A 13,207-nucleotide genomic window follows, 5' to 3' on the forward strand; every position below is an offset into this window, starting at 1 on the left:
GCGGGGCGCCCCTTTTTGTTGTATGCGGGGAGGCCGGTGACTCACACCGCCGTCAGGCCGTAGACCACGCCCCCGGCCAGCATGAGCATGACGATCGCGGCGATGACGACCGACGGTTCCACCCGGCGCCGACGCGCCGCGAGCGGTTCGGACTCCACGACGCTACGAGGGAGCACGGTCGGACGGGTCGGCGGCTCGTACCAGAGCGGCCGTGGTCCGTCGGGCTGTGGTCCATGGGTCACTGCGGCGTGCACACCTTCCAGTCGTCGCCGGACTTCTGGAGGTTGATCGTCACCGTTTGCGGGGTGCCGGGGCGGGCGGTGTGGGTGGCCTCGACCTCCACGACGGCCTGGTTGCCGTCGGCCGTGATCTTGACCGCCTTGACGTCTCCGACGTCGATCAGCTCGTTGCGAGCCTTCTGCCGCGCGTAGATCTGCTGGAAGTCCTCGTCGCTGATCGACGTGTAGAACTGATGCCGATCACCGCAGGTGATCGAGCGCAGGGTTGTCAGATCGCCGTCATAGAGCGCCTCCGAGAACTGCTTGGCCGAATCCGCGGCCTGATCTTCGGGGGCCGGCGGCCGCAGGTTCATGTACGCGAAGATGCCCCCGACGATCGCCGCGACGACGACGACCGCCGCAACGGCGACGAGCGCCACGCGTCGTCCGCGATGCCCGCCCGAGGTCTTCGCAGTCTTTTTCTCGGGCTCCACCTTGCCGGGGATGCGTTCGGGTTTGTGGGCGGTGGTCGCCCAGCCATCGGCTGCCGAGGTCTTCGCAGTGCCGGCGTCGACCCACTCGTCGTCATCGGGAGTCGTCGGCATCGACTTGGTGGCGGCCGGGGTGGAAGCCCCGGTGTCGTCGGCCTCGGTGGTTTCGGCCGTGGCGTTGTCGGCCTCGGTGGCTTCGGCCTCGGTGGTTTCGGCCGTTGTGTCGTCGGATTCGGCGCCTTCGAGTACCTCGGTAGCGGGTGCGGTCGCATCGAGGGTGGCGGTTGCTGCCTCGTCCGCCGTGTCTGACTCGGCTGCGTCTGACTTTTCGGTGTCTGACTCTTCGGCGTGTGCCTCGTCGGTGTCGGCTGCCGTGGTGGCGAGTGCCGTAGTGGCGAGTGCGGTAGTGGCGAGTGCGGTAGTGGCGAGTGCGGTGGTCGCTGCGTCGTCCGCGGTGTCTGACTCTGCTGTGTCTGCCTCGTCGGTGTCGGCAGGTGAGGTTTCGAGTGCGGTGGTTGCTGCCTCGCCCGTGTCATCCGACTTGGCTGCGTCGGAGTCCGTGTCGGTGGTGATGGTCTGGGTGTCCAGGGCTGCGGTCTGTGCCTCGGAGTGTTCGTCGCTGGACTGATCACTGTCAGCTTGCTCGGCGCCGACAACCGCCGCGGTTGCGCCCGCGACCGCCGCGACCTTCATCACCGTGGTCGGCGAGTCGGACGGCGCACCGGAGACCCCGGCGGGCGTCACCTCACCCGGCGACTCGTCGCTCTCATCGTGCGTGTCGCTTTCGGCCTCCCCGGCGGGCGCGCCGAGTGCGTCGATGTTCTCCAGGTCCTCGAGGTCGCTGGTGTCGGGCAGCTCGTCGCGGCGGATCACCTTGGTGGCCGAGTCGATGCCTCGACCGCCCTTGGGTGTCGGTGGGGTGGGAGGCTCTGCGGAGTCGGCGACCTCGGCGGTCTGATCCTCGGCGGTGGGCTCGTCCTCGTCGGCGGCGGTCTCCAGCTCGGCGGACTCGTCGGAAGCGGACACAGCGTCGTCGGTGTCGGCGTCGGCGTCGTTGGTGTCGGAGTCGCCGGTCTCCGCGTCGCTGGTGTCGGCAGCGCTGGTTTCGGCATCCGCATCGACGGCGTCCGTCGGTGCGTCGGATGCTGCCGGGGTGCCGTCCACGCTCTCGGCGCCGGCGTCGGGTGCGGACTCCGGCTCGTCGTCCGCATGCTCGTCGGCTGCCACCTCCGACGCAGGGATGTCGCCGTCCGCCGGCGCCTCGACCTCGTCGGCCGGCGCGGAGTCCGGGCTATCGGGGGCCGTTGCTTCGCCCGCCTCCGCATCACTGGCCACATCAGCGGTCGCTTCGGCATCGGTGGCCGATGCATCGGTGTCTACCGTGTCGTTGCCGTCCGCGGTGTCGTTGCGATCCGCGGTGTCGTTGCCATCCACGTCGGACTCGGCTGACTCGTCGGCGCCGGATTCAGGCGCACCGGAGCCGGTGGGACCGGGCACGGTGGCATCAGAGTCGGTGGCGTCGGAGCCGGTGGCATCGGGCACGGTGGCATCAGAGTCGGTGGCGTCGGCTTCGGCTTCGGCGGCACCGGATTCGCCGGCTTCGGCTTCCCCGGCCTCCCCGGCTTCAGCGGCCTGAGTGTCCGTGGCGTCGGCCACATCATCGGTCGTCGTCGCGGCGGCCGCAGTCCCAGTGGCCGCTGTCGCATCGACGACGTTCTCGTCGGGGCTCCTATCGACGCTTGTCGGGCTGTCGGCCGTGATGTCCGGGGTGACGGAGTCCGTCGTGTCGTTCGGATTGGTGGTCTCCGTTGTCACCGCTGCGTCGTTGCCCTTTCTGATGCCCACCACCGAATCGTCGGGTCCGCGTCGGGGTCGACCGGACTTCCCGCCACGGTCGCGCCAGGCGGATACTGCGCGGCGGAACACACCCTTCTCGTCCTGCGATTGAGGCATGTGGTGATCCACCCCGCTTCGTCAAATGTGTGATGGTCGCGCCCCCGATCGGGGATCGCTCGTCGTAGTTCGGCGACGTAGCGCCGATTGCGCCATTCACCCTAGCGAATCACTCGCCGATCGGCGGATTCGACGGGCTGTGATGTGGCTGTCTGTCCGATGATCCGGGCCGACCGGAGTGCTTGAATGGACGGGTGACTTCTTTTGGAGATCTGCTCGGCCCTCAACCGGTTCTGCTCACCGGCGACGACGATGCCGAATCCGACCTGCTCAACGGCGCCGACGCGGCTGACACCGCGGCCGCCCACCCCACCGCATCGATTGCGTGGGCATACCTCGCCGAAGCCGCCCTGAAGTCCGCCGATGCGGGGGCCAACACCGCCAAGGTGATCGAGGCCTACGGGTACGCCCGGACCGGTTACCACCGCGGACTCGATCAGCTGCGCAGACATGGCTGGAAGGGATTCGGCCCGGTGCCGTGGAGTCATGAACCCAACCAGGGGTTCCTGCGGTGCGTCGGGGCATTGGCGCAAGCCGCCAAGGCAATCGGTGAAGAGGACGAGTACCTGCGCTGCCTCGATCTGCTCAACGACAGCGATCCCACGGCGGCCAAGCACCTCGGACTGGCTTGACCGACTGGCTTCGTCGAGGCCTGAACCGGCTACCGCCCCCGATCCGTAAACGGGTTCGGCGGTTGTGGCTGTCGCTGGTACCCATCGCGCAATGCGCGCTCGCGGCCGGGCTCTCGTGGTGGATCGCGGTGCACGTGTTCGGCCACCCACAGCCGTTCTTCGCGCCGATCGCGGCCGTCGTCTCGCTCGGCCTGTCGCTGAGCAAGCGGTGGCGACGATCGGTGGAACTCGTCGCCGGTGTGACCATCGGCATCCTCGTCGGCGATCTGCTCGTCTCCCGGATCGGATCGGGGACATGGCAGATCATGGTGGTCGTCGCCCTGGCGATGGTCGTCGCGGTGTTCCTCGACAACGGGCCACTGATCCCGATGCAGGCGGCCTCGTCGGGCGTCCTCGTCGCGACTTTGCTGCCACCGGGTGGAGTAGGCGGTTTCCATCGTGCGATCGATGCGCTGATCGGAGGTGTCGTCGGGGTCGTCGTCGTCGCGCTGTTCCCGGTGAATCCCTCGCATCGCGCGCGACGGGATGCCGCCGGGGTGCTCGCGACCATGCGCGACGCCACCCGCACGCTGGTCGCCGGGCTGCGGGAGATGGATGTCGAACGGGTGTCGTCGGCGCTGGAAACCGCGCGTGGCACCCAGGAGGCCATCAACACGATGCGGTCGGACATGAGCGGCGGACGTGAGGTGAGCGCGCTCTCACCGCTGTACTGGTCGTCGCGGGAACGGCTGCAGAAGATCTCGGCGACCGCCGACCCCATCGACAACGCGGTACGCAACTTCCGCGTGATCGCCCGTCGGGCACGGGGCATGACCCAGCGTGGCGAGCACCTGCGGCCGGAGATCATCGAGGTCCTCGACGGCATCGCCGAGGCATTCGAGGTGCTCCGGGGGATGATGATCGCGAATCCGGGCGAGGAGCCCGACGAGGCCGAGGCTGCCCGCGTGCTCCGGACCGTCACCCGCAAGGCACGCGCCGAGCTGGTGCAGAACAGCACCCTGTCGGAGACCGCGGTGCTCGCCGAAATCCGGTCGCTGCTCATCGACATGCTGATGATCACAGGGCTGCGGAGGTCGTCGGCGGTGGCCACGCTGCGGTGAATCCGCCGCGGTGAGTACAAGGTCCCTTGTCATATATGCGAAATCGCGCATATATTGACGGGGCCATGGGCCACTCGCATTCGCACTCGCATTCCCACGGACCCGACGCCGGTTCCGTGTCGAACCGACGTATCTGGCCGATGGCCGTCGCCGTCGTCATCATCGGCGCCTATTTCGTGGTGGAACTCGCCACCGGCCTGATCGTGAACTCGCTGGCCCTGATCGCCGATGCCGGCCACATGCTGACCGACGTGGTGGCCCTCGCCATGGGGTTGGTCGCGCTGCTGCTCGCCCGGCACGGTCGCACGACCGACGACCGCAGCTTCGGCTGGCATCGGGCCGAGGTGTTCACCGCGGTGGCCAACGCCGTGCTGCTCATCGGTGTGGCGGCTTTCGTGCTGTACGAAGCGTTCGAACGGCTCGGCACCGATCCCGAGGTGCCGGGATTGACCCTCATCGTGGTCGCGCTGGTCGGTCTGCTGGTCAACCTCACGGTGATGCTGTTGCTGCGGCCCGACTCGCGGGAATCCATCGCGGTCCGCGGGGCCTACATGGAGGTGCTCGCCGACGCGCTCGGCAGCGTGGGTGTGCTGATCGCCGGTGTGGTCACCATGACCACCGGCTGGGGCTACGCCGACGTCGTGGTGGCGGTCCTGATCGCCCTGTGGGTGGTGCCGCGGGCCGTCCGACTGGCGCTCGAGGCGCTGCGCATCCTCAACCAGCAGGCCCCCGCGCATGTCGACGTCGAGGAACTGCGGAACGAACTCGCCGCCATCCCCGTCGTCGACGACGTGCACGATCTGCACGTGTGGTCGCTGACCACCGGCATGGACGTCGCCACCGTGCACCTGGGCAGTCACGCACCCAACCGAGAGGTGCTCACCGCCGCGCAGGCCGTGCTCTCGCGACACGGTCTCGACCACGCGACGATCCAGGTCGAGCCCCACGACGTCCAAGATCGGTGCCGCGACGAACTGCAGTGGTAGACCGACGTAAATCTCGGTGGCATCCCTGACCGGCGGCCTGCCATGCTGTCGCCATGACCGACGATCAACTCGCCAGCCTCACCCGTAAGCCAGATCGTGGCGGGGATCGCGCATTGCTCGACGAGGTTCTCGACGAGGCAATGGTCGGGGTGCTGTCCACGGTGACCGACGACGGGCAGCCCTGGTCGGTGCCGATGCTCGTCGCCCGCGACGGCGACCGCCTACTCGTCCATGGTTCGACCGGTGCGGGCGCGCTGCGGCATGTGGCGGCTGGTCGGCCGGCCACGTTCACCGCCTTTGTCGTCGACGGACTCGTCGTCGCCGACACGCTCTTCGACCATTCGGTCAACTACCGGTCGGCAGTGGTGCGGGGCACGCTGTCGCCGGTCGCGGAGGCCGACGCCGGCCGGGCCCTCGACGTGTTCTCCGATGCCATCCTGCCCGGGCGCAGTGCAGAGGTTCGCGACCACACACGAAAAGAGTTGTCGGCGACCTCGATTCTGCAACTCCCCATCATCGAGGGGCAGTGGCTGACGAAAGCGCGGGCCGGCGGGCCGCTGGACGACGATGCCGGGGGCTGGACCGGGGTCGTGCCCGTGCGAACCGTCTACGGGGAGCCGATCGTCGAGCATCCCGGCGAGGTGCCGGCGTCGGTGGCGAGGTTGGTGCGGAGGGATGCCGTGACCCGGTGATCGAGTAGGCGCCGAGCTTGCGAGGCCCGGCGGATTGAAGTCGAGATCACTTGTCGGTCAAGGGAAGTGGTCTCGATGCGCTCCCTCGCTTGCGCTCGGTCGCTTACTCGACCAGCGGAGGGGGTGGTCTCGATGCGCTCCCTCGCTAGCGCTCGGTCGCTTACTCGACCAGCGGAGGGGGTGGCCTCGATGCGGTCGGTTGTTCTCGAGGCGCTCGGTTGTTCTCGAGGCGCCCGGTTGTTGGGGAGGCGTGGTCAAACCGTCTCGACCCGGAGGGCATCTGCACGTTCGAGAACCCGGATCGACACCAGATAGACCAGCAAGCCGGCCACCGCGATCAGCGACAGGATCAGCAAAGTCGATCCGTACGAGGCCTCCGTGGCGGACTGTCCGGCGAACTCGGTCAACGACAGGTGGAGATCACGCAGCTTGGCGGTGTAGGCGATACCGATGGGGATCGCCATGTTGATGACCAGGTTGTAGAAGCCGATGGCCACACCCGATTTCTCGGCCGGGACGTCGCGGATCGCGGTGGACAGCAGCGGCGCGTACATCAGCGCGAAACCGGAACCGAACAGCGTCATCGAGATCGCGAAGACCCCGACCCAGGCTCCGACGAGGAAAGCGGCGGACAACAGTGCCGCGGCGATCATCAGGATGGCGATGATCGTCGCCTGTTTGGAGCTGAGGACGATGGCGATCCGGCCGGTGAACACACCGACGAGAACCGCAGCGCTGTAACCGGGTACGAGCAACAGCGAGACGGTGGAGAGCTTCCAGCCGTAGGTGTCGTGGACGAGGAACGGAAAGATGAACTGGTAGCCCAGTTGCACCGAGTAGGTCACGAAGACCACGACGAGCATCAGCGTGTACCGGTTGTCCGCGAAGAACGCGCGGGTGATCAGTGCGTCGTCGTGGGTCCAGACATGCCACACGAAGACGGCGATCGCCGCGACCGCGGGAATCATGAACCACCAATTGAAGTGCTGCATGAACATCACCAGGCAGGACGCGAACACGGCGACCAGGAACAGCCCGAAGATGTCGAGGTGGGTGTGGCCGGTCTCCTCGGCCGGAACCGTCTTCAGGATGATCGGGATGGTCAGCAGCGCAATCAGATTGACCAGGAAGAACGCGGTCCAGCCGATGTAGGTGGAGATGAAGCCGCCGCCGACCGCGCCGATCAGCAATGACAGCTGGAAGCACGCGGTCGAGTACCCGAGGTAGCGTTTCTGCTCGTCCCCGGTGAAATGCTTTGTCGCCCAGATGACATACAGGGTCTCGGCGGCGGCGAGCCCGGCCGTCTGGATGATGCGTCCGGTGAGCACCCCGGCGAAGGTGTTCTGCAGTGCGAATCCGACGATCGAGCCGACGGACATCAGGATCACCGAGAAGATCATCAGCCGACGGATGCTGATCGCGTCCGACAACGCCGCGTAAACCACTGCGCCGACACCGATCAGGATGCCCGGGATGGTCGCCTGCAGGCTGACGGTGTTCTCGGAGATGTTCAACGCCTCGGACATCGGCTGCGACATCAGCTTGAAGCCGTTGTCCATCACCAGCGAGAACACGAACAGGAACAACAACACCGGGACCGCGGTCTTCGGGTTGCGGGCTAGTCCGGTCTTCGGATCGATCGACGTCGGGTCGGGACTCATGACAGCTCCAGCAGGGCGGTGAGTTCGCGTTCGATGGTCGAGATGCGTTCGGCCGCAGCATCCCTGGGGATTGCGCCGTCGGCACACGGCGAGATGACCTCGAGGTAGCACTTGAGTTTCGGTTCGGTGCCCGACGGGCGGACGATCACCCGGTCGTCGGCGTCCGTGCGGTAGAGCAGTCCGTCGGTCGGAGGCAGATCGTCGCCGCCTTCTTGCAGGTCGCGGCACTCCACGACGGGTGAACCGCCCAGCGACGTCGGCGCCGAGGTGCGCAGCCGCGCCATCGCGTCGGCGATCAACGAGATGTCGGCGACCCGGAAGCTCAACTGTGACGTGGTGTGCAAACCGTAGGTGCGGGCCAGCTGATCGAGCTGATCCTCGATCGTCCTACCTTGTGACGCAAGCTCTTCGACGAGCACGACGACTCGGACCGCGGTTCCGATGCCGTCCTTGTCGGCGACGGCTTGCGGGTCGGTGCAGTAGCCGATGGCCTCCTCATACCCGTATCGGAGGTCCGGGGTTCGGGCGATCCACTTGAAGCCGGTCAGTGTCGCGGCGCTGCGCAGCCCGTGCGCCGCGGCGATCCGGGACAACTGTCGGCTCGACACGATGGAGCAGGCGAGGACATCACCGTCGCGGGACTTGTCGGTGGCGGCCTGCTCGCCGAGCAGCGAACCGGTCTCGTCGCCGGTGAGCTGACGCCACGAGCCGTCGCGTTGCTCGATCGCCACCGAGCAGCGATCGGCGTCCGGGTCGAGGGCGATCACCACGTCCGCCGACACGGTGCGGGCGAGGGCCAGCGACAGGTCGATCGCGCCGGATTCCTCTGGATTGGGGAACGACACGGTCGGGAAGTCGGGGTCGGGATCGAACTGTTCGGCGACGGTGTGAACGTCGGGGACACCTGCCTCGTCGAAAACCTGCAGCATGGTCGCGCCACCCACGCCGTGCATCGCGGTGAACACCACACGCACCGTCGATGGCTCATCCCTGACACGATGCGACGCCATGCGGCGGACGTAGTCGACGACGACCTGCGGGTCGACCGGCTGCACATGCTCGGTGCTGCGCGGGATCTGATCGGCGGGCGGGGCCGCGGCGATACGGGCCGCGATGTCGGCGTCGGCCGGCGGCACGATCTGCACGCCCCGGCCATCCGGATCGGTGGCGCGACCGCCGAGATAGACCTTGTAGCCGTTGTCGGCGGGCGGATTGTGCGACGCGGTGATCTGGATTCCGGCGTCGGCGCCGAGGGCACGCACCGCGAACGCGGTGACCGGTGTCGGAAGCCGTTTCGGTAGCGCGAGCGCACGCACCCCGGCCCCCGACAACACCTGGAGCGCGGTGTCCGTGAAATCCGACGATCCATGGCGCGCATCGCATCCCACGACCACCGACGCGTCGGCGCCGACGGTGTCGAGCAGGTACCGGGCCAGTCCGGCAGTCGCGCGGGTGACCACCGCGACGTTCATCCGCGATTCGCCGGCACCCACCGCACCCCGTAGTCCCGCGGTGCCGAAGGTCAACGGACCGGCGAAACGCGAACGGAGATCGGCCATCGCGTCGGGTAGACCGGAGGACGCCGCGGTGATCAGCTGCCGCAGTTCGAGTTGAGTGCGCACATCGGGGTCGGCGGCCAGCCACTGCTCGGCCGCATCGAACACCGAGTCGTCGGCGCCGGTCTCCGGAATGTGTTCGAGGACAATCGCCGACGACGACAACCCGAGCCGCGAGGCACCCGCCCGGATCATCGCGAGCGCGTCGTCGGCGGTACGGATACCACCGGATGCCTTGACGCCCAACCGGTCTCCGACCGTCTGCCGCATCAGCTCCACGGCGTGCACGGTGGCACCGCCGGACGGGTGAAATCCGGTCGATGTCTTGACGAAGTCGGCACCCGCGGATTCGGCTGCGCGGCAACATCCGACGATCTGACCGTCGGTCAGCGCGGCCGATTCGATGATCACCTTCAGTACGACCGGCGTGGGGCACACATCACGGACCGCACGGATGTCGGCCTCGACGGCGGCGAAGTCGTCGACGACCGCCGCCGACAGATCGATCACCATGTCGATCTCGTCGGCGCCGCGCCCGACCGAATCGGCCGCCTCGGCCGCCTTGACCGCCGATTGGTGTGCGCCGGACGGGAATCCGCACACCGTCGCCACCTTCAGTCCGGGCGGGGTGTCGAGCGGGAGTTTGTTCGGCGACACGCACACCGCATACGCACCCAACTCGGCGGCCTCGGCGACCAGCGACGACACCCGATCGGCGGTGGCCTCGGGCGTCAGCAACGTGTGATCGATGACAGCGGCGACCTCGGCGCGATGCATGAGCAAACCCTAACGCTCCGGTATCGGGTGGAGCAGCGGAATACGGGCCCGCGAGGCGCTCAGCGCCAGAACACGAACAGCCCCCAGCCGTAGGATGCCAGCGCGCTGTTGACGCCGGACAACTCGAACAACCAGTAGATCAGATCGAAGAACGCGCGGTTGAGCGCCGGAATGAACAAGAGCGCGAACACGATCAGGAAGCCGTAGGGGGCGATCTTCGCCATCGACGCCCGCGTCTGCGGTGACAGGTACGGTTCGATCGCGCCGTAGCCGTCGAAACCCGGCACCGGAAGGATGTTCAGCACTGCCGCGGTGATCTGCAGGAAGGCCAGCATCGCCAGCGCCGCCCACAGGTTGAGGCTCGCCGAGCTCGTCGGCCCCAACCCGCGGATCGTCAACAACAAGATGGCGCCGAGCACGGCGTTGGTGAGCGGGCCGGCCAGCGACACCGCGGTCCGCTGTCCACGATTGAAACCCGATTGGTCCACATAGACCGCGCCACCCGGAAAACCGATGCCGCCCAACAGGATGATGAGCAACGGCAAACCGATCGACAGGCCCGGATGGGTGTAGCGCAGGGGATTCAACGTGAGATAGCCGCGCAGTTCGGCATTGCGGTCACCGAAGCGGAACGCGGTGACCGCGTGGGCGAACTCGTGCAGGCACAGCGAGATCACCCACCCCGCCAGCACGAGCAGCAGGGTGCCGCCGACCGACTGCACGTTGCGGCCGGGGTCGGAGGTCGCCACCAGCCACCCGCCCACGATCGCGGCGACGACGAGACCGAGGAAGACCGGGCCCGGACGGACCGCCCGCACGATCTCGCGGGTCGACGCGCCCCGCCGCTGCGGCGCGCCCCACCCGCCGGTCATGGAGTAACCACCTTCATGTCCACATGATGCCGATAAAACGTCGACCGCTTCACCACCCGCGGCGTCAGCGTGCCCTCACGCTCCACGACGATGTTCGTGCCGCCGGTCTGCACGGCGCGTCCGGTCAGCCATCGGCCGGCCGGAAACCTCCGGATGAGACGGGCGCGGACGCCGGGCGCAACCGGCAGCGGTTCGATCTCCACCCCACGAGCCTCACCGGTGAACAGGAGTTCGCTGTCGACGTACGTTTCGCCGTGCAGTCGTGCGCCGTCGTCGCCGAGATGCCGGGCCCGGCCCACCAGGACGGTGGCCGCGTCGTCGCGGATCAGCGGCAGCTCGCGGGCGGCCCCGGTCTCGGCGAGCTCGCGCGCCGCCGAACCGTGGGGGAGCCCATAGATCCGCGTCGCGGGCGTGGGTGCCGGCGCGATCACCGCGACCTCGACGTCGAGGCGTTCGAGCAGCATCAATACCGCAAGGACCTGCGAGAACAACGGGTCGCTGCCGGTCGCCGAAACAGGTACGACGACGATCCGCGACACCGGGCCATCGGTCAGGATCTCGGCCACCGCGTCTCGGATCGCACGCGTACCGGTGGGAAGGTCGGCTTCGACGAGCATCGCAAAATGCACGCGGATAGCGTATCGGTCACCCGAAGCACGTAAGGTTGGCCTGTTGTTCGCCCGTGCAGTCGAGTCCTCAGCGGCTGCGTGAACCCCGGAACAGGAGTTTTCGATCATGGCCGCGATCGTGCTTATCGGCGCCCAATGGGGCGACGAGGGCAAAGGTAAGGCAACAGATCTGCTCGGCGGGAAGCTGCACTGGGTGGTGCGGTATCAGGGCGGCAACAACGCCGGTCACACCGTCGTACTCCCGAACGGCGACAAGTATGCGCTGCATCTGATCCCGTCCGGCATCCTGACGCCCGGCGTCAAGAACGTCATCGGCAACGGCGTGGTCGTCGATCCCGGCGTGCTGCTCACCGAGCTCGGCGGCCTCGAGGACCGCGACGTCGACACCACGGGTCTGCTGATCTCGGCCGACGCTCACCTCCTGATGCCGTATCACGTCGCCATCGACAAGGTCACCGAGCGTTTCCTCGGCAACAAGAAGATCGGCACCACCGGTCGTGGCATCGGCCCCTGCTACCAGGACAAGATCGCGCGTGTCGGCGTGCGGGTCGCCGACGTGCTCGACGAGAAGATCTTCGCCCAGAAGGTCGAAGCCGCCCTGGAGCTCAAGAACCAGATCCTGGTCAAGATCTACAACCGTCGCGCCCTCGAGCCGGCGCAGGTCATCGACGAGGTTCTCGAGCAGGCGGAAGGCTTCAAGCACCGCATCGCCGACACCCGGCTCCTGTTGAACCAGGCACTCGAACGCGACGAGACGATCCTGCTCGAGGGGTCGCAGGGCACCCTGCTCGACGTCGACCACGGCACCTATCCGTACGTGACGTCGTCGAACCCCACCGCGGGCGGCGCGGCGGTGGGCGCGGGCATCGGCCCCAACAGGATCACCACCGTCCTCGGCATCCTCAAGGCGTACACCACCCGTGTCGGGTCGGGCCCGTTCCCCACCGAGCTGTTCGACGAGTGGGGCGAATACCTGGCGAAGACCGGTGGCGAGGTCGGCGTGACCACCGGGCGTGCCCGACGCTGCGGCTGGTTCGACGCGGTGGTGGCGCGGTACGCCACCCGCGTCAACGGCATCACCGACTACTTCCTCACCAAACTCGACGTTCTCTCCAGCGTGGAGCGGGTCCCGATCTGCGTGGCCTACGAGGTCGACGGCGAACGCGTCGACGACATGCCCATGACCCAGACGGGCTTCCATCACGCCAAGCCGATCTACGAGACGATGCCCGGATGGTGGGAGGACATCTCGGAGTGCACGCGCTTCGAGGACCTGCCGAAGAACGCGCAGGATTACGTGCTGCGGCTCGAGGAGCTGTCCGGTGCCCACGTGTCGTGCATCGGTGTCGGCCCGGGGCGCGATCAGACGATTGTGCGCCGGGCGATCGTGTAGGGGTCTCGACGCGCTGCGGGGTGCCGCATCGAGATCACGTTCACCGTTGATCTCGAAGCGCTCGCTCGCAAGCTCGCGGGCTGACTCCTTGGATCGAGTAAGGGATGAGCTTGCGACGACCGCATCGAGATCGATCAGCGAAAAGGGCTGCGTTATGTGGGTGATCGGTGTCAAGAGGATGTGTCGTCGAGCCGTTTGAGCAGGTTGTCGTAGACGTCGCGGCGGCCGGTTTGGCCTTTGGCGTCGG

The 13,207-nt window shown here is 67.4% G+C and carries 11 protein-coding genes and 1 pseudogene; 5 read left to right on the top strand and 7 right to left on the bottom strand.

Annotated features, from left to right (window positions below):
- Positions 1-41 precede the first annotated feature (41 nt).
- Both ACWDTI_RS21370 and ACWDTI_RS21375 read right to left on the bottom strand, forming a co-directional pair.
- Positions 42-242, bottom strand: coding sequence for a hypothetical protein (locus tag ACWDTI_RS21370; protein ID WP_449740133.1), 201 nt, complete (start codon positions 240-242; stop codon positions 42-44).
- On the bottom strand, positions 239-2,662 hold the full coding sequence (locus ACWDTI_RS21375; protein WP_449740134.1) for an Rv0361 family membrane protein: 2,424 nt from the start codon (positions 2,660-2,662) through the stop codon (positions 239-241). Before ACWDTI_RS21375 ends, ACWDTI_RS21370 begins: the two co-directional genes overlap by 4 nt.
- A gap of 194 nt (positions 2,663-2,856) precedes the next feature.
- Here ACWDTI_RS21375 and ACWDTI_RS21380 point away from each other — a divergent pair, with 194 nt between their 5' ends.
- The 4 genes from ACWDTI_RS21380 (at position 2,857) to ACWDTI_RS21395 (ending at position 6,072) form a co-directional block, all read left to right on the top strand.
- Entirely contained in the window at positions 2,857-3,294 is a 438-nt protein-coding gene (locus tag ACWDTI_RS21380; RefSeq protein WP_449740135.1) for a DUF3151 domain-containing protein, read from the top strand.
- Positions 3,291-4,394, top strand: coding sequence for an FUSC family protein (locus tag ACWDTI_RS21385; RefSeq protein WP_449740136.1), 1,104 nt, complete (start codon positions 3,291-3,293; stop codon positions 4,392-4,394). Before ACWDTI_RS21380 ends, ACWDTI_RS21385 begins: the two co-directional genes overlap by 4 nt.
- A gap of 65 nt (positions 4,395-4,459) precedes the next feature.
- Positions 4,460-5,380, top strand: a complete 921-nt coding sequence (locus tag ACWDTI_RS21390) for a cation diffusion facilitator family transporter (RefSeq protein WP_449740137.1) — start codon at positions 4,460-4,462, stop codon at positions 5,378-5,380.
- 53 nt (positions 5,381-5,433) lie between these two features.
- Entirely contained in the window at positions 5,434-6,072 is a 639-nt protein-coding gene (locus ACWDTI_RS21395) for a pyridoxamine 5'-phosphate oxidase family protein (protein WP_449740138.1), read from the top strand.
- A 254-nt stretch (positions 6,073-6,326) separates the two neighbouring features.
- Here ACWDTI_RS21395 and ACWDTI_RS21400 read toward each other — a convergent pair whose 3' ends face one another.
- From ACWDTI_RS21400 to ACWDTI_RS21420, 5 genes and pseudogenes are all read right to left on the bottom strand, one after another.
- The gene (locus ACWDTI_RS21400) at positions 6,327-7,733 is read right to left on the bottom strand and encodes an MFS transporter (protein ID WP_449740139.1); all 1,407 of its coding nucleotides are present in this window, start codon (positions 7,731-7,733) and stop codon (positions 6,327-6,329) included.
- Entirely contained in the window at positions 7,730-9,397 is a 1,668-nt protein-coding gene (locus tag ACWDTI_RS21405; RefSeq protein ID WP_449740147.1) for a phospho-sugar mutase, read from the bottom strand. The genes ACWDTI_RS21400 and ACWDTI_RS21405 overlap by 4 nt, the downstream gene beginning before the upstream one ends.
- Before the next feature lie 57 nt (positions 9,398-9,454).
- Positions 9,455-10,066 (bottom strand): annotated as a pseudogene (deoC, locus tag ACWDTI_RS21410) (deoxyribose-phosphate aldolase); the annotation flags it as partial.
- Between the two features lie 59 nt (positions 10,067-10,125).
- On the bottom strand, positions 10,126-10,938 hold the full coding sequence (locus ACWDTI_RS21415) for a site-2 protease family protein (protein ID WP_449740140.1): 813 nt from the start codon (positions 10,936-10,938) through the stop codon (positions 10,126-10,128).
- On the bottom strand, positions 10,935-11,567 hold the full coding sequence (locus ACWDTI_RS21420) for a hypothetical protein (protein WP_449740141.1): 633 nt from the start codon (positions 11,565-11,567) through the stop codon (positions 10,935-10,937). Before ACWDTI_RS21420 ends, ACWDTI_RS21415 begins: the two co-directional genes overlap by 4 nt.
- Positions 11,568-11,673: 106 nt before the next feature.
- Here ACWDTI_RS21420 and ACWDTI_RS21425 point away from each other — a divergent pair, with 106 nt between their 5' ends.
- Positions 11,674-12,960, top strand: coding sequence for an adenylosuccinate synthase (locus ACWDTI_RS21425; protein ID WP_449740142.1), 1,287 nt, complete (start codon positions 11,674-11,676; stop codon positions 12,958-12,960).
- Positions 12,961-13,207 lie beyond the last annotated feature (247 nt).

The organism is Gordonia sp. NPDC003424 (assembly GCF_053588655.1).